The sequence below is a fragment of the Kitasatospora sp. NPDC048407 genome, assembly GCF_043200475.1.
GTDB lineage: Bacteria > Actinomycetota > Actinomycetes > Streptomycetales > Streptomycetaceae > Kitasatospora.
Map to the genome: position 1 here is coordinate 54,566 of NZ_JBICXW010000009.1, position 19,362 is coordinate 73,927.

General features: G+C 72.7%; 17 protein-coding genes and 1 tRNA gene. 9 read left to right on the forward strand and 9 right to left on the reverse strand.

Translation table 11 applies throughout. The features are described 5' to 3' along the window. Window positions 1-256 precede the first annotated feature (256 nt). Window positions 257-1,675: an NlpC/P60 family protein gene (locus ACGFWJ_RS18460; RefSeq protein ID WP_392950649.1), complete on the forward strand. Its 1,419-nt coding sequence runs from the start codon at window positions 257-259 to the stop codon at window positions 1,673-1,675. 48 nt (window positions 1,676-1,723) lie between these two features. Here ACGFWJ_RS18460 and ACGFWJ_RS18465 read toward each other — a convergent pair whose 3' ends face one another. From ACGFWJ_RS18465 to ACGFWJ_RS18490, 6 genes are all read right to left on the reverse strand, one after another. Then, window positions 1,724-4,000, reverse strand: coding sequence for an FdhF/YdeP family oxidoreductase (locus ACGFWJ_RS18465; protein WP_392950651.1), 2,277 nt, complete (start codon window positions 3,998-4,000; stop codon window positions 1,724-1,726). Window positions 4,001-4,082: 82 nt separating this feature from the next. After that, window positions 4,083-4,931, reverse strand: coding sequence for an STM4011 family radical SAM protein (locus ACGFWJ_RS18470; protein ID WP_387865494.1), 849 nt, complete (start codon window positions 4,929-4,931; stop codon window positions 4,083-4,085). Beyond that, window positions 4,928-6,247 (reverse strand): STM4012 family radical SAM protein, encoded by a 1,320-nt coding sequence (locus ACGFWJ_RS18475; protein ID WP_392950654.1) that lies wholly within the window; start codon window positions 6,245-6,247, stop codon window positions 4,928-4,930. The genes ACGFWJ_RS18470 and ACGFWJ_RS18475 overlap by 4 nt, the downstream gene beginning before the upstream one ends. Then, window positions 6,244-7,065 carry an STM4013/SEN3800 family hydrolase gene (locus ACGFWJ_RS18480; RefSeq protein ID WP_392950657.1) on the reverse strand — a complete coding sequence of 274 codons (822 nt, stop codon included), beginning with the start codon at window positions 7,063-7,065 and terminating at the stop codon, window positions 6,244-6,246. Before ACGFWJ_RS18480 ends, ACGFWJ_RS18475 begins: the two co-directional genes overlap by 4 nt. A 37-nt stretch (window positions 7,066-7,102) precedes the next feature. Next, window positions 7,103-8,323 carry an STM4014 family protein gene (locus ACGFWJ_RS18485; protein WP_392950660.1) on the reverse strand — a complete coding sequence of 407 codons (1,221 nt, stop codon included), beginning with the start codon at window positions 8,321-8,323 and terminating at the stop codon, window positions 7,103-7,105. 14 nt (window positions 8,324-8,337) lie between these two features. After that, window positions 8,338-9,291, reverse strand: a complete 954-nt coding sequence (locus tag ACGFWJ_RS18490; RefSeq protein WP_392950663.1) for an STM4015 family protein — start codon at window positions 9,289-9,291, stop codon at window positions 8,338-8,340. Between the two features lie 165 nt (window positions 9,292-9,456). Here ACGFWJ_RS18490 and ACGFWJ_RS18495 point away from each other — a divergent pair, with 165 nt between their 5' ends. Continuing rightward, window positions 9,457-9,783, forward strand: a complete 327-nt coding sequence (locus ACGFWJ_RS18495) for a hypothetical protein (protein WP_387637340.1) — start codon at window positions 9,457-9,459, stop codon at window positions 9,781-9,783. Between the two features lie 29 nt (window positions 9,784-9,812). Continuing rightward, window positions 9,813-10,919, forward strand: coding sequence for a DUF6745 domain-containing protein (locus ACGFWJ_RS18500; protein ID WP_392950666.1), 1,107 nt, complete (start codon window positions 9,813-9,815; stop codon window positions 10,917-10,919). A 112-nt stretch (window positions 10,920-11,031) separates the two neighbouring features. Here the strand turns inward: ACGFWJ_RS18500 and ACGFWJ_RS18505 are convergent, their stop codons facing one another. After that, window positions 11,032-11,853: a TetR/AcrR family transcriptional regulator gene (locus ACGFWJ_RS18505; protein ID WP_392950668.1), complete on the reverse strand. Its 822-nt coding sequence runs from the start codon at window positions 11,851-11,853 to the stop codon at window positions 11,032-11,034. A gap of 86 nt (window positions 11,854-11,939) precedes the next feature. Here ACGFWJ_RS18505 and ACGFWJ_RS18510 point away from each other — a divergent pair, with 86 nt between their 5' ends. From ACGFWJ_RS18510 to ACGFWJ_RS18530, 5 genes are all read left to right on the forward strand, one after another. Continuing rightward, window positions 11,940-12,590 carry a rhomboid-like protein gene (locus ACGFWJ_RS18510; protein ID WP_392950671.1) on the forward strand — a complete coding sequence of 217 codons (651 nt, stop codon included), beginning with the start codon at window positions 11,940-11,942 and terminating at the stop codon, window positions 12,588-12,590. 56 nt (window positions 12,591-12,646) lie between these two features. Then, window positions 12,647-14,359, forward strand: coding sequence for a DUF885 domain-containing protein (locus tag ACGFWJ_RS18515; protein WP_392950673.1), 1,713 nt, complete (start codon window positions 12,647-12,649; stop codon window positions 14,357-14,359). A gap of 171 nt (window positions 14,360-14,530) precedes the next feature. Then, on the forward strand, window positions 14,531-16,027 hold the full coding sequence (locus tag ACGFWJ_RS18520; RefSeq protein ID WP_387637325.1) for an MFS transporter: 1,497 nt from the start codon (window positions 14,531-14,533) through the stop codon (window positions 16,025-16,027). Window positions 16,028-16,247: 220 nt separating this feature from the next. Next, window positions 16,248-17,222 (forward strand): trypsin-like peptidase domain-containing protein, encoded by a 975-nt coding sequence (locus ACGFWJ_RS18525; protein ID WP_392950676.1) that lies wholly within the window; start codon window positions 16,248-16,250, stop codon window positions 17,220-17,222. Between the two features lie 67 nt (window positions 17,223-17,289). After that, the gene (locus ACGFWJ_RS18530; protein WP_387637320.1) at window positions 17,290-18,042 is read left to right on the forward strand and encodes a hypothetical protein; all 753 of its coding nucleotides are present in this window, start codon (window positions 17,290-17,292) and stop codon (window positions 18,040-18,042) included. Window positions 18,043-18,049: 7 nt separating this feature from the next. Here ACGFWJ_RS18530 and ACGFWJ_RS18535 read toward each other — a convergent pair whose 3' ends face one another. Beyond that, on the reverse strand, window positions 18,050-18,388 hold the full coding sequence (locus ACGFWJ_RS18535) for a hypothetical protein (protein WP_387637318.1): 339 nt from the start codon (window positions 18,386-18,388) through the stop codon (window positions 18,050-18,052). A gap of 117 nt (window positions 18,389-18,505) precedes the next feature. Beyond that, window positions 18,506-18,577, reverse strand: a tRNA-Arg gene (locus ACGFWJ_RS18540). A 166-nt stretch (window positions 18,578-18,743) separates the two neighbouring features. On the opposite strand from ACGFWJ_RS18540, the gene ACGFWJ_RS18545 reads away from it, so the two are divergent. Then, window positions 18,744-19,265 carry a response regulator gene (locus ACGFWJ_RS18545; protein ID WP_392950681.1) on the forward strand — a complete coding sequence of 174 codons (522 nt, stop codon included), beginning with the start codon at window positions 18,744-18,746 and terminating at the stop codon, window positions 19,263-19,265. Window positions 19,266-19,362 lie beyond the last annotated feature (97 nt).

Consider the following 19,362-nt stretch of genomic DNA (forward strand, 5'->3'; position numbering starts at 1 on the left):
GGTGAACGGGAGGTTAACTCGGCACGGAGTTGTGGTTCCTTGGGTGGCGCGGGAGTTGCCGGGGCGTCGGTTTTCCATGGAGATCGCGAAATCCGGTGAGAGGGTTGTCACACTCCCGCGCGGATGAGAATTCACTTCACGCCCCCCTGGGCATCTGCCGGGAACTCCCTCCGCATGGCAGGATCGGTCCGATCGCCGACGGGAACCAGGGGAGGGCCGGCCGATGGGGGCAGGGCAGCGCGCGGAATCGACCGGGATGCGGCCGTGGGTACGCGCCGCACTGCGTTGCGGGGCGGTGCTCGCCGTCGCCGCACTGACCTTGCCGTTCGCCTCCGCCGCGTACGCCGCGCCGGACCCCGGAGCCTCGACCTCCGCCCCCGGGGCCGACCCGCTGGCCGAGGCCAAGCGGACCCTCGGCCCGCTGCTGGAGCAGCTGCACACCCTGTACCAGGAGGCCGAGGCCGCCACCGAGCAGTACAACGGCACGGTGGCCCGGCTCGCCGAGCAGCAGGCCAACGTCCAGGACCTGAACGCCCGGGTGACCCGGCAGCAGGAGGCCGTGGACACCGGCAACGACCTGGCCGCCCAGCTGGCCGGCGCGCAGTACCGCAACAGCCAGATATCCGGGTACGCCGAGATGCTGCTGGCCAAGGACCCGTACGAGGCGGTGGTGATCGCCGGACTGCTGGACTCCGCCGGGCGCTCGCAGAAGGAGTTCCTGGAGCGGCTGAAGTCCGACCGGGACACCCTCGCCGCCGCGCAGCTGGCCGCCCAGCAGGCGCTGACCGAGGCGCAGACGCTGGCCGGTCAGCAGGAGCAGCAGAAGAACACCGTGGCCAAGAAGCTGGCCGACGTGGAGACCCTGGTCGGCTCGCTCACCGGCGCCCAGCGCAGCGAGCTGGAGGCGCTGGAGAAGCAGCAGGCCGACCAGGCGCAGCTGACCTTCCTGGCGTCCGGCGCACTCGGCAAGGGCGAGCGCACGCCGTCCGCGATGGGCCGCAAGGCGGTGCAGTACGCGCTCCAGCAGCTCGGCAAGGACTACGTGTGGGGCGGTGCCGGGCCGGACGTGTTCGACTGCTCGGGCCTCACCTCGCAGGCCTGGCTGCACGCCGGGAAGGCCATCCCGCGCACCAGTCAGGAGCAGTGGGCGCAGCTCAAGCACGTGGCGCTGAACGAGATGCGCCCCGGTGACCTGGTGGTCTACTACGGCGGCGCCACCCACATCGGGATGTACATCGGCGGCGGCCTGGTCGTGCAGGCCCCGCGCACCGGCGACGTGGTGAAGGTGTCGAAGGTCGGCGCGATGCCGATCCTGGGCGCCGTCCGGCCCGACCCGGAGGACTCGGCGGACGACGCGGGCGGCGAGTGGAAGGTGCCGGACGTGAAGGCCGGCGAGTCGAAGATCGGGCCCGCCAAGCCGTCCACGCTGCCGCCGGCGCCGAGCACGCCCGCGCCGAGCACGCCTGCGCCGAGCACCCCGGGCCCGAACGTCCCGGGGCCGGACACGAAGCCCAGCAACCCCGGCACCATCCCGTCGCAGCCCGGTGGCAGCGGCTCGCCGAGCACCGGTTCGAGCAACTCGCCCAGCGGATCGGCGAGCGGTTCGGCCTCCGGCTCGCCGTCCGGCGCCGCGTCGGCCTCCGGGTCGGGTTCGGCCGCGCCGACGGGCAACTGACCGACCGGGCCGCCGTCGCAGGACGGCGGCCCAGGCGGGGCGGACGGGTCAGGCGGTCGGCTCCAGGCGGACCACCACGGCCTTGGAGGTCGGGGTGTTGCTGATGTCCGCGGTGGAGTCCAGCGGCACCAGCACGTTGGTCTCCGGGTAGTAGGCGGCCGCGCCGCCCCGGGCCACCGGGTAGTGCACCACCCGGAAACGCGGGGCGCGGCGCTCCACGCCGTCCTTCCACTCGCCGACCAGGTCGACGAACTGCCCGTCGGTGAGGCCGAGTTCGGCGGCGTCGGCGGGGTTGACCAGGACCACCCGGCGGCCGCCCTTGATGCCCCGGTAGCGGTCGTCCAGGCCGTACACGGTGGTGTTGTACTGGTCGTGCGAGCGGAGCGTCTGGAGCAGCAGCCGGCCCGGCGGGACGTCGGGGGCGGTGAGCGGGTTGACGGTGAAGTTGGCCTTGCCGGTGGCGGTGGGGAAGCTGCGGCTGTCGCGCGGGGCGTGCGGCAGGGCGAAGCCGCCGGGGCGGCGGACCTTGGCGTTGAAGTCGTCGAAGCCGGGGATCACCCGGGCGATGCGGTCCCGGACCAGGTCGTAGTCGCGGGCGAAGTCCTCCCACGGGGTGGGGTCCTGCGGGCCGAGTGCGGCCCGGGCCAGCCGACTGACGATGGCGACCTCGGAGAGCAGGTCGGGCGCGGGCGGGCGCAGGCCGCCGCGCGAGGAGTGCACCATGCCCATCGAGTCCTCGACGCTGACGAACTGCGGGCCGAGCGCGCTGACGTCCCGGTCGGTGCGGCCCAGGGTGGGCAGGATCAGCGCGCGGGCGCCGGTGATCACGTGCGAGCGGTTCAGCTTGGTGGAGACGTGCACGGTCAGCCGGCAGCGGCGCATCGCGGCCTCGGTGGCGTCGGTGTCGGGGCTCGCGGAGACGAAGTTGCCGCCCATCGCGAAGAACACCTTGACCCGGCCGTCGCGCATCGCCCGGATGGTGTCGACGGTGTCGAAGCCGTGGGCGCGCGGCGGCTCGAACGCGAACTCCTGGCCCAGGGCGTCCAGGAACGCGGTGCTCGGGCGTTCGAAGATGCCCATCGTGCGGTCGCCCTGCACGTTGCTGTGCCCGCGCACCGGGCAGACGCCCGCGCCGGGGCGGCCGACGTTGCCGCGCAGCAGCAGGAAGTTGACCACCTCGCGGATGGTCGGCACCGAGTGCTTGTGCTGGGTCAGGCCCATCGCCCAGCAGACGATGATCTTCTGCGAGGAGAGCACCAGGCGGTGCAGCTCCTCGATCTGCTCCCACGGCAGGCCGGTGGCCGCCAGCGTGGCCGGGCGGTCGAGTTCGGCCGCCTCGGCGGTGAACTCCTGGTACCCGGCGCAGTGTTCGGCGACGAACGCCTCGTCGACGGCGCCGGGGGTGGTGAGCAGCAGGTGGTTCAGGGCCCGGAACAGCGCCAGGTCGCCGCCGAGGCGGATCTGCAGGAACAGGTCGGTGAGCTTGGTGCCGCCGCCGACCAGGCCGCGCGGGGTCTGCGGGTTCTTGAACCGCTCCAGGCCCGCCTCGGGCAGCGGGTTGACGCTGACGACCTTCGCGCCGGCCCGCTTGGCGCGCTCCAGCGCGGAGAGCATCCGGGGGTGGTTGGTGCCCGGGTTCTGGCCCGCGACGATGATCAGATCGGCCTGGTACAGGTCCTTGAGCGAGACGCTGCCCTTGCCGACGCCGAGTGTCTCGGTGAGCGCCGAACCCGAGGACTCGTGGCACATGTTGGAGCAGTCGGGCAGATTGTTGGTGCCCAGCCGGCGGGCGAACAACTGGTAGGCGAAGGCCGCCTCGTTGGACGTCCGGCCGGAGGTGTAGAACGCGGCCTCGTTCGCGGAACCCAGCGCGGTGAGCTCGGCGGCGATCAGCGCGAACGCCTCGTCCCAGCCGATCGGGGTGTAGTGGGTGGCGCCCTCGTCGAGCAGCATCGGGGTGGTGAGGCGGCCCTGCTGGCCGAGCCAGTAGCCGGAGCGCTCCGCGAGGTCGGCGACCGGGTGGGCGGCGAAGAACTCGGGGGTTATCCGCCGCTCGGTGGCCTCCTCGCTGACCGCCTTCGCGCCGTTCTCGCAGAACTCCGCCAGGTGCGGCTTGTCCGGCTCGGGCCACGCGCAGCCCGGGCAGTCGAAGCCGTCCTGCTGGTTGACCTTGCGCAGGGTGGAGAGCACCCGGCCCGGGGACATCTGGTCGGCGGCCATCCGCAGGGTGTGACCGATCGCGGGCAGACCGGCGGCGGCGTGCGCCGGAGGTCCGACGTGCGGCGCGTCCTGGGCGGGGTCGCGGTGCGGGGGCTGCTTGGCCATGGCGGACTCTCCGGAGGGCTCGGGGGTGCTTGGAGCGTATCCGGTACGACCGCGGGTGTCGTGGGGCGGAGGGCCGGGCCGGTCACCAGCCGTGCGGGATGCGCTCCAGCACCCCGCCCGCGAACACGTCGTACAGCGGCAGCGACTCCAGGTGCACATAGCCGATGTGGCAGTCGCACTCGCCCAACGGGCAGGCGCGCGGGCGCAGTTGGGCCCGGTAGGAGTCGTCGTACAGGTTGCCCAGCGGCGGTCGGACGAAGTGGCAGCGACGCACCGTGCCGTCCCCGTCCACCGACACCACGCTCTCCCCGGTGCGGCACGGCAGGCCCGCGCTGCGGTGCGGGTGGCGGCTGTAGCCGAACAGCGGGTCCAGCTCCGTCCACCCGGCCGCCTCCGCGTCGGTGTACGTGAGCCCGTCCGCCGCGTTCACCCACAGGTAGACGGACGCCGGCAGCGCCGCGCGCAGCCGGCGGGCCGCCGCCAGGTGCTCCGGCTGCCCGACCACGCCGACGCTGAACCGCACGCCCAGTGCCGTCAGTTCGGCGCACTTGGCGAGGAAACGCTGCTCCGTCACCTGGCCCGGGTGGTACGTCACCCAGAGCGCCAGCTTCGACAGGTCCGCCTCGGCCAGCCAGCCGGTGCGGCAGCTCGCGTTGGTCTGGATCGCCACCCGCTCCAGGTGCGGCAGCCGGCTCAGCTCCACCATCGCCCGCCGGTACCAGGACCGCACCAGGCCCTCGCCCCACGGCGTGAACAGGACGGAGAGACGGCCGTGTTCGTACCGGGACGCCCACGCGGTGAACCGCTCCAGCGCGGCCCGGTCGGTGCGCAGCAGCTCCGGGGGGTCCCGCCGCTTGGCGAACGGGCAGTACGGGCAGTCGTAGTCGCAGGAGGACAGCGGGCCCCGGTACAGGACGGTCAGTGCGCTCATTTCGGCGAGTACCCCGCCATCCGCTCGCGCACCCCGGCGGAGAACAGCCGCGGGCCGATCGCGTCCGACCAGGCCAGGCCCTCCGCGGTGAGCAGCAGCCGGTCCGCGCCGGCCGCCAGCCAGTTGTTGGCGGCGAACCCGGTCAGTTCGGACGGGAAGTCCTGCTCGGGGCTGCTGCCGAAGCGCTCCCGGTAGGCCGCCAGGTCGACGCCCTCGCCCTGCAGCAGCGACTGCACCAGATGGCGGCGGCGGGTCTCCTCGTCCGTCATCTCCCAGCCCAGTTCGGCGCGCGAGAAGTCCGGCGCCGCCACGTAGTCGTCGATGATCCGGCGGACCTCGCGGGCGTCCACCGCGTAGTCGAAGGAGTAGTGCAGCTTCGAGGTGTACGAACGCGCCCCGCAGCCCAGGCCCACCATGCCGTCGGTCTGGCAGGCGTACTCGCCGGCGCTCGCGCCGGCCGCGCCGGAACGGCGGAACATCCGCATCGACACCTGCTCGTAGCCGTTCGCCAGCAGGTGGTCGCGGCCGGCCCGGTAGAGCGTCAGGCGCTGAGCGTCCCACTCGGGGGAGGGTGTGCTGTCGGCGTGCCGGCCGAGCCCGGTCAGCGGGCGGACGTACAGCGGGTACAGGTACAGCTCCTCGGGCTGCCAACTCAGCGCCGCGTCAAGGGACTTGATCCAGCTGACGGCCGTCTGGCCGTCGATGCCGTAGATCAGGTCGATGTTCAGCACGGGGAAGCCCGCGTCCCGGATCCGGCCGAGCGCCGCCTCCACCGCCGCCCGCTTCTGCGGCCGGACCGCCGACCTCGCCTCCTCGTCCAGGAACGACTGCACGCCCAGGCTCAGCCGTGTCGTGCCGCGCTCGGCCAGGACCTGGAGGCGGTCCGCGGTGGCGGTGTCGGGGGAGGCCTCGACGGAGAGGGGGATGGACCGCAGATCCGCGCCCATCCGGTGCTCGGCGATGTCGCAGAGACGCTCCAACTCGGCCGCCGTCAGATAGGTGGGCGTGCCGCCGCCGAACGCCGCGAGAGCGAATTCGGCGGTGTCGGAGAGGGCCTCCCGGGCCTGGCCGGCCTGTCGCTCCAGCGCGTCCAGGTAGGCCGTGGTCAGGCCCTCCGGGCTGCCGATCCGGGTGAACAGGTTGCAGAAGCCGCAGCGCACCTCGCAGAACGGGATGTGCAGATAGAGGGAGAGCGCGTCCTGCTTCTCGCCCCGCCACAGGTCCGCCAGCGACGGGCGGGCGGGCAGCGGGCGATAGGCGGTCTTGTGCGGGTACGCGTAGACGTACGACTGGTACGGGGACTCGGCGGGCGTCATCGGTGCTCCTGGATGGTGGCCGGGAGGGTGAAGTGCGCGTACGGCACCGTCCAGACCACCTCGTGGCCGATCCGGTGACCGGTGTAACCGTCCTCGCCGTACGCGGTGCCGTGGTCCGAGCAGACGATCGCGAAACACGGACGGCGGGCGGACATCGCCGCGAACAACCGCCCCAGATGCGCGTCCACGTACTCCAGCGCGGCCGCGTGACTGGCCCGGGAGTCGCCGTCCTCACGAGTCGCGCCCGGGAGGTGGAACCAGTTCGGCTGGTGCAGCGCCGAGACGTTGATGAACAGGAACAGCGGCTGGTCGGACGGCTGTTCTGCCGCGACCCGCTCGGCCACCGCCACCTGCGACTCGAACGAGGTCGGGGACGGGACACCCAACTCCGGTGCCCAGTGGCTCTCCTGGAACAGGCCGGGGAGAACGGAACCCAGCGGGCCCTGCTTGTTGAAGAACCCGACGCCACCGATGCAGACCGTGCGGTAACCGGCCGCGGCGAGAGCCGTCGGCAGATCGGGCGCGTCGAACACCCAAGTGCGGGACTCGGTCGACTCGGAGCCGGCGAAACGCGCGGCGAACAGACGCGGGTGCGGGCCATTGGGGGACGCGGGCGTGGGGAGGAAACCGGCCAGGATCGCCTGGTGCGCGGCGTACGTGAAGCTGCCGGGGGAGTGGCGGCGCTCCCAGGCTCCGTTCGGGATCACCCGGGCGAGATTGGGGAGGCGGCCGGCGGCGAGAAGCTCTTCGGCGACGTCGTAGCGGAGGGTGTCGAGGGTGACGAGGAGGAGATCGTGGGTGCCGACGATCTCGTTCATGTTCGGTATGCCGTGCTGCAAGGGAGTTCCTTCGGGGTTACGCCGCCGGGGCGTCAACTGGCTGCGGGGTGAGCGGATCCGGCCGGACAGGCCCTAGTCCTGGCGGGCTGGGAGGTGCCCCCACGCGTCCCTGGTTTCGCACCCGCTCGCGCTCCCCGCCGGGGGCTGGGAAGAGCGCCTCCCGGTACTTCGGCGAAGCCAGCTGTGCCGCGTAGGTGTCGAGTCCCGGGGCCGGGCCGTCCGGGAGGCCCGGGAGGTTGGGGAGGAGGTCGCCGAAGGCGTTGACCTCGCCGATCAGGGTGCGGCGCCAGCGGGCGTGGGGGAGCAGGTCGACGCCGACCATCGGGGCGTGCGGGAAGCAACTCGCGGCGGCTTCCGCGGTGGCGAGCAGGGTGGGCCAGGTGTCGCCGGCGGCGGCGCGGACGGCGGCCAACTCGCCGCGGGCGCCGCCGAGGTGGAGGTTGGTCATGGGGTGGCGGCTGGTGCGGACCACCATGTGGGTGGCCCGGCCGCCGACCACCAGTACCCGCAGGTCCGCGGCGCGGCCGCCCTGGCCGGACTTGGGGACCCACTGTTCGACGTGCAGGCCCTCCGGGGCGAGCCGGTCGACGAGTGCGGCGACCTCGGCCGCGTCGCGGTAGCGGCGGACGGTGAGCGAGTTGTGCAGCCCGTCCGGGGCGACCTCCACCGAGGTGGTGGCCTGGACCTGCCCGCGCGGGCCGAACTCCAGTGCCACCACCCCGGAGGCGGAGGAGCCGTGCACCGGTTTGAGGAACACCCGGCGCATTCCGGCGGACGCCATCCGTTCCCGCAACTCCTCGAAGGAGGACGGGAGTTCACCAGGGAGTGCGGGCGGAACCGGCACCCCCGCGGCGGCCAGCGCCGCGTGCGCGCGGCGCTTGTCGAACATCACGGCGATCTCCTCCGGATCGCCGAGCATCCGCACCCCGGGCCGGGCGGCCAGTTCGCGGAGTGCGGCGGTGACGCCCGCGTACCAGGCCGGTCCGCCCTCGACCCGGGTGGCCGCGTAGCTGTCACCCAGTGCGGCGCCGCGCAGCAGCCGGTCGGCCTCCGGGTCCTCGCCGGGCGAGTCGACCCGGACCACCGCGCCGGGCGGCAGTTCGTACCGTCCGCGCAGCACCGAGGACCAGGGCAGCACGGCGGGCTCCGGCAGGCCGGCGGCGTGGGCCGCGGCGGCGAACAGGGTGACCCTCCGGTGCCCCGGGCAGCCCAGGACGACCAGCTTCGGCGGCGTCAACGCAGGACCTCCGCCTACTCGGAGACGGCGACGTAGCGCCAGTTGTCGTTCGGGTCCCCGGCCTGGGAGAGGTCGATCTCGACGCCGGGCAGGGCGTCCCGCAGGCGCTTCCGCATGCCCTCGGTGAGGTAGTGGTGGCGCAGGTCGAGCTTCTTCAGGTGGGTGAGCGGCTGGCCCTCCAGCAGCGCCGCCGCGCCCTCGTCGGTGAGCGCGCCCAAGGACAGCGCCAGCCCGGTCAGCCGGGGCACCACCGGGGCCTGGGCGACCAGCGCGGCGATCCGGTCCTGCTGTTCGGCGTTCTGCAGGCCGAGGTACGTCAGCGACGGCAGGTTGGCGCCGGACAGGAACGGGCCGAGGTCCTCCATCGTCCAGTCGCCGCCGTAGTTGTCGACGCCGAGCCACAGTTCCAGCTTCTCCAGCGCCGGGAAGTCGCAGGCCGCGACCGAGCGGATCACCGAGCCCGGCAGGCCGCCGGCCTCGAAGCGGAGCGCCTTCAGCTTCTCGTGCTTCACCGGCTTCAGGGAGAGCGGGTCCTTGCCGTCGTAGTCGCCGTCGGTGCCGCGCACCACCAGCTCCTCCAACTGCGGGAAGGCGGCGAAGACCGGCGTGATCTCGCACATCTGGATCCAGGAGATCTCGCACTCCTCCGCGATGATGTCGCCGATGAACAGCGCCCGCAGCGCCGGAAAGCGGTCGGCGGCGGCGAGCACCGTCGGCAGCACCCCGGACAGCGACTCCGGCTCCTCGGAGAACCAGGGGCCGAGCACCAGCGCGGTGACCTCCTCCAGCGCGACGGTCTTCAGGAACGCTGCCCAGACCTCACCGAACTCGCGCTCCTCCTCGTAGTCCAGCCCGATCCGCCAGGCGGTGGCCGCGGCCGCCGGCAGCTTCTTCCCCTCCGCCTCGGCGGTCCGGAAGTCGGTGACGGGGAGGCCGTGGAACTCCTCGATGTGCTGATTGATGGTCATGCGCGCCGCTCCTGGCTGCTCGTCGTGGGCCTGACCCTGTCTACCAGCCGCCCCCGACGTTCACCCGCACGGGGAGTTCTCTGGCGTGGTGTTGTCGGTGGCGCCGCCTAGTTTTCCGGTCGGGACGTCCGGCGCCCGGCCGGACCCGACTGCGGGAGGACTTTCGTGTACCGCCAGGGTGACGTACTGATCGTGCCGGTCGAACAGAGCGCGGTCCCGGCCGCGGTGGCCCACCTGCCCCGCCAGCCGCGGGACGGCCGCGGCCGGCTGGTGCTGGCCCTCGGCGAAGTCACCGGCCACGCCCACGCGGTGGTCGGCCCGGGCGAACTGCTGCGCGAGTCCGGCCCGTTCGGCCGGGCCTGGCTGCACCTGCCCGAGGGCGGCAAGGTCGTGCACGAGGAGCACGCGGCGATCCCGCTGCCCACCGGCTGGTTCCGGGTGGTCCGGCAGCGCGAGTACGCGCCCGGCGCGGTCCGGATCGTCGCGGACTGAGCACCCCTTAAGGATTGAGGACAGAACTGATGAGCACGCAGCTGACCGGCCGTCCCGCCGACGCCTCGGTGGCGCACTGGCGGGCCGTCGCCGCCGCCACCGGGCCGGCCGACCGGGCCACCGCCGAACACGCCGTCCGCGCCGCCTACCGGGCCGCCGGGCTGGCCGAGCCCACCGCGTTCCGCTGGTACCCCTCGCCGCTCGCCGCCGTCACCGAACTGCTCGACCACCGCGAGGAGTTCGGCGCCAACGTTCGCGAACAGGTGCGCACCGCCGCCTGGGAGCGCGCCCGCACCGCCGCGTTCACCGCACACGGCCCGGGCGGCTGGGCCGAGATCTGGGGCGCGACCGGCGCCGAACTCGCCGCCACCACCACGCTCCCCGCCGAACGCGTCCGCGCCGCGCTGCTCGACCACTTCGCGCCCGAGCCCGAACCGCTCGACTGGGAGGAATCCCGCAAGCCCGAGAACAAGGAACGCCGCCGGGTGGCCGGCGAAGCCCGCGCCAAGGTCCGGCTCGCCCTGGTCGACGCCGTCGCCGGGCAGCACGACGCCGCCTGGTTCGCGGCGTTCGACACCGCGGGCACCGGCGACGAGGCGCTCGCCGCGCTGGCCGGCGTCGCCCGGCAGACCGGCTGGTGGTGGCCCTTCGAGAACACCGTGCTGCTCAGCGAACGCCCCACCGCCCTGCACCGCGACGAGGCCGGCCGCCTCGACCGCGCCGACGGCCCCGCCCTCGCCTACGCCGACGGCTTCGCGCTGCACGCGTGGCGCGGCATGCCCGTCCCCGCGGACTTCCTGGAGCAGCTGACCGGCCTCACCGCGGAGCGGATCCGCGCGGAGGAGAACGCCGAACTGCGCCGCGTCATGCTGGAGCACTTCGGCTACGAGAGGTACCTGGCGGAGAGCGGCGCGAAGCCGCTGCACCGGGACGAGACGGGCGTGCTCTGGCGGATCCAACTCCCCGACGACGAACCGGTGGTGATGGTCGAGGTGGTCAACTCCACCCCCGAACCGGACGGCACCTACCGCACGTACTACCTGCGCGTCCCCCCGTCCGTCCGCACCGCGAGGGCGGGCGTGGCCTGGACGTTCGGGGTCGAGGAGGCGGAGTACCGCCCCCAGCGGGAAACCTGACCGCGGGCGGGTGCGAAACCAGGGGCGCTGGGGGTACCCCCAGGCGAAGCCGAGGGGGCGGAACTACGCGACAAGCGCAAGTCACGTCCGCAAGGTCGCTCTCACGTGCAAGTCATTGTCCTGCGTCGCGATCTTGCGGACGTGTCGCGTTCCCCTTCGCGCAGTTCCGCCCCCTCGCTTCGCTGGGGGTACCCCCAGCGCCCCTGGTTGTTCGCCGCAGGTGTTCCATGAGCACCCCCGCCGGGCTGTCCTCCGTCTCCAAGCGGAGCCAGTTGCGCAGGACTTCGGCCGTCTGTTCGTCGCGGACGGCCGTTGCGGCGGCCATCACGACGAACTGGTCGACCAGCCAGTCGCAGAGGGAGTCGAGGGGGATCTGGTGGCCCTCGTCGAGCCAGCTGATCGCGGAGGCTTCGACCACCGAGATCCAGGAGCGGACCAGCAGGGTGAGTCGCGGGCCGGCCTCGCGGACGCCCAGGTGGCGCAGGGTGCGGCGGATCGCCGCCCTGCGGACGTCGTCGACGATGGCGGAGGTGCGGGCGGTCTCGACCACGGAGCCGCCGCGGAGGAGTGCGGCGTAGCCGGCGGCGTGTTCGTCGACGAACGCGAAGTAGCGGTGGAGGACGGCGCCGAGTTGCTGGGTGGGGGTGCCGGGGGTCGCGGAGACCGTGAAGCGCTGGGTGAGTTCGGTGGCGGCGCTGCGCAGGGCGGCTTCGTAGAGCTGCTGCTTGCCGCCGGCGAAGTAGCGGTAGACGAGGGGGCGGGACGCGCCGGCGGCCTCGGCGACGTCGTCGAGTGAGACGTCCTCGGGCGGGCGGGCGGCGAAGAGTTCGAGGGCGACGGCGATGAGTTGTTCGCGCCGTTGCTGGACGGGCAGTCGGCGGTAGGTGGCGCGCCGGGGGCGCTGGGCCTCGGTGCGGGAGGGGGTCGCTGCCATGGGTGCCAGCGTAATCGTCGGGCGGGTCGTTGCCGCCGACCGCAGACTGTGAGCAGGTGTCGGTGGAGTGCGACGAGGAGCGGCCGGTGCGGTGGGTTCGGGCGGTCGGTCGGTGGATCGGCAGGTCTCCGGGGACGTACGTGTGGCTGCTGCTGCTCGCGGTCACGAGTTTTGTGGTGGGTCAGAAGGATCCGGCCGCGCTGCACTATTTCCTGCAGAAACGGTCCACCAATATCGATCAGCTGACTTCGCACCCGGTGCATGTCCTGGTGGCCAGCCTGATCTGGACGGAGCAGGCGAACTTCTGGTTCTACTTCGTGATGTTCCACATCTTCCACGTCCCGGCCGAGCGCTGGCTGGGCACCCGGCGCTGGCTGACGGTGGCGCTGACCGCGCACGTCCTGGCGACGTACATCAGCCAGGGGGTGGTGGCGTGGGGCGTCCACCACCAGGTGCTGCCGATGAACATGGCGAACACCGTGGACGTCGGGGTGTCGTACGCGCTGGCGGGGGTGCAGGGCGTCCTGACGTGGGGGCTGGCGGGCTGGTGGCGGTGGGTGTACGGCTGCGGGCTGGTGGTGTTCTACCTGGTGCCGCTGCTGATCTCGCACACCTTCACCGACCTGGGGCACTTCTGCGCGGTGCTGATCGGGCTGGCGTTCCGTCCGATCACCCGGGGCCGGCCGGTGTGGGATCCGTGGCAGGCGGTGCGGCGCCGGTGGCCGGTACGCAGTTGACGCGATCACTTCCAGTTGGGGCTTGAATTCGTCCGCCGCTGCGACAGGATGGCCGAATGGCTCATGAACTGAACGATCGTCACGTCGGCGGCCCCACTCCGCGCCGCATCGCCGACTCCTACGTCCACGCCCTCGCCGAGCTGGACCCGCTGACCGCGGTCTACCTCGGCCTCAACCCGGAGGACGACCGGCTCACCGACCTGTCCCCGGCGGGCACCGCCGCCCTCGACGAGCTGGCCCGCCGCACCCTTGCCGAGCTGGACGCGCTGGAGGCGTCCGGCCCGATCGAGGACGAGGCGGAGCGCCGCTGCGCCCGGCTGCTGCGCGAGCGGCTGATCGCGGAACTCGCGGTGCACGACGCGGGCGAGGAGTTCCGGTCGGTCCGCAACCTGGGCTCGCCGGTGCACAACACCCGGGAGATCTTCACCCTGCTGCCCACCGACACCGACGAGGACTGGCTGCGGCTGGGCCGCCGGCTGGCCCGCTTCCCGGAGGCGCTCGCCCAGTACCGGCAGACCCTGGAGGAGGGCGTGCGGCGCGGCCTGCTGTCGGCGCCGCGCCAGGTGACCACCGTGGTCGGCCAGTTCGAGGAGTGGATCGAGTCGGAGCGGCCCGGCGGCTGGTTCGGCGACCTGGTCGCCCCCGCGCCGGAGCACCTGCGCGAGCAGCTGACCGCCACTGCGGTCGCGGCCACGGCGGCCCTCGCCGAGCTGCGCGACTGGATGCGCGACGTGTACGGCCCCGCCGCCCAGGGCACCCCCGACGCGATGGGCCGCGAGCGCTACGCCCGCTGGGTGCGGTTCTGGACGGGCGCCGACCTGGACCTGGACGAGGCGTACCGCTGGGCGTGGGAGCAGTTCCACGACCTGGACGCGCAGATGCGGGTCGAGGCGGAGAAGGTGCTGCCGGGGTCGACCCCGATGCAGGCGATGAAGTGGCTGGAGACCGACGGCCCGGCGATCCGCGGCGAGCAGGAGGTGCAGGAGTACCTGCAGGGCCTGATGGACCGGGCGATCAACGACCTGCAGGGCGTGCACTTCGACCTGGCCGAGCCGCTGCTGAAGGTGGAGTCGCGGATCGCGCCGCCCGGCAGCGCCGCCGCCCCGTACTACACCCAGCCGTCGCTGGACTTCTCCCGCCCCGGCCGGACCTGGCTGCCGACCCTGGGCCGGGAGGCGTTCCCGGAGTGGGACCTGGTCTCCACCTGGTACCACGAGGGCGTCCCGGGCCACCACCTGCAGCTCGCGCAGTGGACGTACATGGCGGACCGGCTGTCCACCTACCAGGTCACCCTGGGCGGCGTCAGCGCCAACATGGAGGGCTGGGCGCTGTACGCCGAGCGCCTGATGGACGAGCTGGGCTACCTCACCGACCCGGGCCACCGCCTGGGCTACCTGAACGCGCAGATGATGCGCGCGCTGCGGGTGATCGTGGACATCGGCATGCACGCCGAGCTGGAGTTCCCGGCCGACTCGCCGTTCGCCGCAGGCGAGCCGATGCTGCCGGAGCGCGCCCGCGAGTTCTTCGGCGCGTACTGCGGCCTGTCCGCCGATTTCCTGGACAGCGAGCTGGTCCGCTACCTGGGCCTGCCCGGCCAGGCGATCGGCTACAAGCTCGGCGAGCGGGCCTGGCTGAGCGGCCGGGCGGCGGCCCGGGCGGCGGCCGAGGCGCGCGGCGAGGAGTTCGACCTGAAGGCGTGGCACATGGCGGCGCTGTCGCAGGGCTCGCTGGGCCTGGACGACCTGGTGACGGAGCTGGGCGCGCTGTAGCCGGGGGAGTGTCCCGGGTGGCCGATGCGGCCGGGCACCCGGGTCCCGCGTCACAAATCATGACAAAAGAACACAGACCGCCTTGCCGATGACCGGATCGGGCGTTTGGCTGGAGAGAGCGCCGTGCGCGCGACCAGGCCCATTCCCGATTCGGCGGAAGGCGGTCCTCCGGTGACCTCCCAGCACGCCCCCGACACCCAGACGGTTGACCCGCGCCGCTGGTGGGCCCTGGCGGTCATCGCCATCGCCCAGCTGATGATCGTCCTGGACGCGACGATCGTGAACATCGCCCTCCCGTCCGCCCAGCACGACCTGGGCATCTCCAACGCCAACCGGCAGTGGGTGATCACCGCCTACACGCTGGCCTTCGGCGGTCTGCTGCTGCTCGGCGGCCGGATCGGCGACCTCTACGGACGCAAGCGCACCTTCATCATCGGCCTGCTCGGCTTCGCGGCCGCGTCCTGCCTCGGCGGCTTCGCCACCAGCGGCGGCATGCTGTTCGCCGCCCGCGCGTTGCAGGGCAGCTTCGGCGCGCTGCTCGCCCCGTCCGCACTGTCGCTGCTGTCGATCACCTTCCGCGACGCACGTGAACGGGCCACCGCGTTCGGCGTCTTCGGCGCGCTGGCCGGTGGCGGCGCCGCGATCGGCCTGATCACCGGTGGCCTGCTCACCGAATACCTCAGCTGGCGCTGGTGCCTGTACGTCAACGGCCCGATCGCCGCGGCCACCGCGCTCGGCGCCTACTACCTGCTGCGCCGCGACCACATCGACCGCTCCCACCGGGTCCGGCTCGACCTGCCGGGCGCGGTGCTCGGCTGCGGCGGACTGCTGCTGATCGTCTACGGCACCTCCGAGGCCGTCGACCGCGGCTGGGGCGACTGGCTGGTGCTCACCGCGCTGTGCACCGGTGTCGCGCTGCTCGCCGTGTTCGCCCTGGTCGAGCGGCGCACCCCGCACGCACTGCTGCCGATGCACCTGGTCCGCGACCGCAACCGGGCCGGCAGCGCGCTCTCGGTCGGCCTCGCCGTGATCGCCATGTACGGGCTGTTCCTGTTCCTGACGTACTACATGCAGGTGGTCAAGGGGTACTCGCCGATCCGGGCCGGCGTCTCGTTCCTGCCGATGACCGGCGCGATCATCCTCAGCTCGGCCGGCATCGGCTCCCGCCTGATGACCCGCATCCCCACCCGCGCCCTGATCGTCCCCGGACTGCTGATCGGCGCGGGCGGCATGGCCTGGCTCACCCAGCTGCGGGTGGACAGCTCCTACGCCGGACTGGTGCTGCCCGCCGAACTGCTGCTCGGCATCGGCCTCGGCCTGGTCTTCATGCCGGCCATCAACCTGTCCACCCTCGGCGTCGCCCCGCAGGAGACCGGCGCCGCCTCCGCCATCATCAACAGCGCCCAGCAGGTGGGCGGTTCGATCGGCACCGCGCTGCTGAACACCATCGCCGCCAGCGCCACCGCCACCTACCTCGCCACCCGCAACCCGACCGACCCGCTGGTCCAGGCCCAGGGCGCGGTGCACGGCTACACGGTCGCCACCGTTGTTGCGATGGGCATCCTGCTGGCCGCCGCGGTGGTCGCGTTCCTGATGATCACCCACCGGCCCGCGCCCGGCGAGGCCAGAGGCCGGGCCACCCAGCCCGAGGCCAGAGCGGTGGCCTGAACGGTGGCCTGACCCGCCCGCCGGGTGTCGCCGACCCCGCACCCGGCCCCGGCCGTGAGACCCTGCTGTCCGCCACCGGAAATCTCACGAGTCTCCCAGCCAGGAATCACGGCATTTCCAGCTCGGCGACGCATATTCGAGACAGCTCGGGTCACCGGTGTCCGCGTCGACAACGACGCGGACACCGCTACGATCCTCCGGTCGGCAGGAACGGGGCACCATGGGACGGCACGCCAAGCAGCGCAAGCGCCGTTCGCTACGCCCGGTCGTCCTCAGCTCGGTCCTCGCCGTCGGCGTGGTCGGCGTGATAGCCGTCGCCGGGCTGTTCTCCGTCCACGTGCGCGACCCGCGGCAGCGGACCAGCGCCGACAGCGTCGCGATGGCCGCCTCGGCCCCGGCGCCCGTCCCCGTCACGGGCGCCACGGTCGACGCGAGCCCGAGCCCGAGTGCCGGTGAGGAGACCGGTGCGAGCGAGCAGCCCGGCGCCGCCGCAGGGTCCGCCGACCCCAGCGCGGGTCTCAGCCGGCAGATCCCGCCCTTCGCGCCGCCGGACGTGAAGCTCGGCGTCACCGCCGACGCCGCCGTCAACACCGAGTCGGTCCGGGTCGGCGCGCTGTTCACCGGCGACATCGGGCCGGGCAACCACTTCTGCACGGCCAGCGTCATCGACAGCCCCGGGCGCAACCTGATCCTCACCGCCGCGCACTGCCTGTCCGGCGTCAGCAGCATCACCTTCGTCCCCGGCTACCACGACGGCCAGGCCCCGTTCGGGAGTTGGCAAGTCAGCAAGGTGTTCACCGCGGACGGCTGGCAGAACGGCAACGACCCCGACGAGGACTTCGCCGTCCTTGCCGTCGCCCCCAGCAACGGGCAGCGGATCGAGGACGTGGTCGGCGGCAACCCGCTCGGCATCAACGCCGCCTGGACGGTGCAGACCCGCCTGTACGGCTACCCGGACGGCGCCGAGAAGCCGATACTGTGCACCAACGTCACCAGCCGCGAGGACACCTTCCAGCGGCGCATCGACGGCCCGTCCTTCCCCGGCGGCACCAGTGGCGGCCCGTTCATCGACGCGGCCACCGGGCAGGTGATCGGCGTCATCGGCGGCTACCAGCAGGGCGGCGACACCGACGGCACCTCCTACAGCGCCTACTTCGACCACACCGTCGCCGACCTGGTCACCCGCGCGAGCTGACCAACCCTGGAATCCCTCGGGGCCGTCACCCACAATGGGGCGACGACGCAGACGAGGGGGAGGCGCGGTGTTCCGCCGCTGGTGGTTCCTGAAAGCCGCGGGGCCCGCCCCGACATCCGAACACCACCCGAGCCGCCGGGAGATCCGCGAGCACAACGCCCTGGTGCTGGGGGAGTGGGAAGCCCTCCGGGACCGGCTGCGCGACCTCGCCGCCGAGCGGGTCACCACCGCCGGCGCGGTCTTCCGGGCCGCCGAACTCCAGCTCCCCACCGAGGAGTCCGCCGCCCGCCGGGCCTACCAGTGGGCGTTGGAGGCGTACGAGGCGGCCGGCCGGCTGCTCGACGCCGCCGAGCACCGCGACACCGACCTGCCCGACCTGGCCGCCGCCGTGGTGCTGGCCGAGCAGGCCGTCGAACGCCTGGCCGCCGCCCACCTGTTGCACGCCGGACAGCGCCCAGGCCCGCTCGTCGTCCGCTGCTACTACAACCCGCTGCACGGCCCCGCCGAGAGCGCGGCGGAAGCGCCGAAGAACCGCAAGACCCGGCAACGGGCCCACACCACCGTCCGGGAGGCCGCCGCGGACCGGCGCCCCGCCTGCCGCTCCTGCCGCACCGCGATCCTGGCCGGCCAGACCCCCGACGTGCTGCCCGCGCTGCTCCCCGCCAAGGCCGCCCCCGGTCGCAAGGGCCCCGTGCTGGTCCCGTACTTCGCCGTCCCCCGCCAGTGGTCCCCCTGGTCCACCACCGCCTGCGGAGCCTACGACCCGGCCACCCCGGCCCTGGTGCTGCGCGGCGATCACCGCAAGCGGAAGCCGAGTTGACGCTGCCTCAGCGCTTCTTGCGCTCGGCCACCCGGCGTTCGACCTCGGCCAGGAAATGCGGCGGGACTTCGCCGGTGGCCCGCAGGTGCGCGCGTTCGGCGGCGGTGAGTGACTCGGCCGCGATGTCCACGGCGAAGGCGTATTCGTGCAGCTTCGCCGAGGCCGCGTCGCGCCGCATGTCCCCGGCCATCCCGGCCGCCTGCCGTCCGGCCGATCCGCCGCGGAAGGCGAAGATCGCGGTGAACCAGCCGAACGCCCCGGGCCGGCGGGCCTTCTTGTTCAGCTGGTCGCGGACCGCCAGCCAGGCCAGTCGGTCGTCCGACAGGTTCGGAACGGTGTTGGTCATGGTGGTTCCCCCCTCGTGCAGGTGTCGGGGGAGCGTACCGGTCGGGGGAGCGCGAAGGACAACGAAAAAGGCCCAAGTCCCTTGGACTTGAGCCTCGTTCACGCACTTGCTGCGAAGTGCCCCCGGTAGGATTCGAACCTACGCACCCGCCTCCGGAGGGCGGTGCTCTATCCCCTGAGCTACGGGGGCCTGGGTGATCTGTGATCGCCCGGCCTTGCGGGGAAAACACTACCAGGGAAACTCCGTGGTCCGTGCACGGGTTTCCGGCAGCGGGGCCGGACGGGCCGTCAGGGGGCGATCGGCAAGTCGGGCAAAGGCCGGACGGGCGGGGTGGGGCGCGGCTACCCTCGGTGAGGTGGCGGCGGCGTCGGGGCGGGTCCTCGTGGTGGACGACAGCGAGGCGATCCGTCGGCTGATCACGGTCAACCTGGAGCTGGAGGGCTTCGAGGTGGTGACCGCCGCCGACGGTGCCGAATGCCTGGAGGTGGTCCGCCGGGTCGCGCCGGACGTGGTGACGCTGGACGTGGTGATGCCCCGGCTGGACGGGCTGCGCACGGCGGCCCGGCTGCGCGCCGCCTGGGAGACCGCGCACCTGCCGATCGCGATCGTGAGCGCCTGCACCCCGGCGGATCTGGAGCGGGGTGCCTCGGTGGGGGTGGACGGCTATCTGGCGAAGCCGTTCGACCCGGCGGACCTGATCGAACTGGTGCGCCGCCTGCGGGCGATGGACCGCCGGCCCGCGGCGGGGCGCCGTTTCGCGTACGACTTCGGCAGCACCGCGCCCTCGATACCCGTCCCGCCCGTTCAAACCGTACGAGATTTCGCCCTGAGCGAACAGTCGCAGGAACTTGTTCCGCCGGACGAGTCACGCCCGTGAGATGTGCCGGTCTGCGGCGCTGTTCGACGAGACGAAGCACACCGGGCGGCACGACGCGCGTCCCACTCGGCAAACCGAGTGGCGGGCGACCACCCCC

Coding starts and splice junctions, on each gene's coding strand:
- ACGFWJ_RS18500 (WP_392950666.1), top strand. CDS start 9,813: ATGAGCACGCAGCTGACCGGCCGTCCCGCCGACGCCTCGGTGGCGCAC.
- ACGFWJ_RS18465 (WP_392950651.1), bottom strand. CDS start 4,000: ATGGCCAAGCAGCCCCCGCACCGCGACCCCGCCCAGGACGCGCCGCAC.
- ACGFWJ_RS18490 (WP_392950663.1), bottom strand. CDS start 9,291: ATGACCATCAATCAGCACATCGAGGAGTTCCACGGCCTCCCCGTCACC.
- ACGFWJ_RS18460 (WP_392950649.1), top strand. CDS start 257: ATGCGGCCGTGGGTACGCGCCGCACTGCGTTGCGGGGCGGTGCTCGCC.
- ACGFWJ_RS18525 (WP_392950676.1), top strand. CDS start 16,248: ATGGGACGGCACGCCAAGCAGCGCAAGCGCCGTTCGCTACGCCCGGTC.
- ACGFWJ_RS18480 (WP_392950657.1), bottom strand. CDS start 7,065: ATGAACGAGATCGTCGGCACCCACGATCTCCTCCTCGTCACCCTCGAC.
- ACGFWJ_RS18470 (WP_387865494.1), bottom strand. CDS start 4,931: ATGAGCGCACTGACCGTCCTGTACCGGGGCCCGCTGTCCTCCTGCGAC.
- ACGFWJ_RS18475 (WP_392950654.1), bottom strand. CDS start 6,247: ATGACGCCCGCCGAGTCCCCGTACCAGTCGTACGTCTACGCGTACCCG.
- ACGFWJ_RS18515 (WP_392950673.1), top strand. CDS start 12,647: ATGGCTCATGAACTGAACGATCGTCACGTCGGCGGCCCCACTCCGCGC.
- ACGFWJ_RS18505 (WP_392950668.1), bottom strand. CDS start 11,853: ATGGCAGCGACCCCCTCCCGCACCGAGGCCCAGCGCCCCCGGCGCGCC.
- ACGFWJ_RS18535 (WP_387637318.1), bottom strand. CDS start 18,388: ATGACCAACACCGTTCCGAACCTGTCGGACGACCGACTGGCCTGGCTG.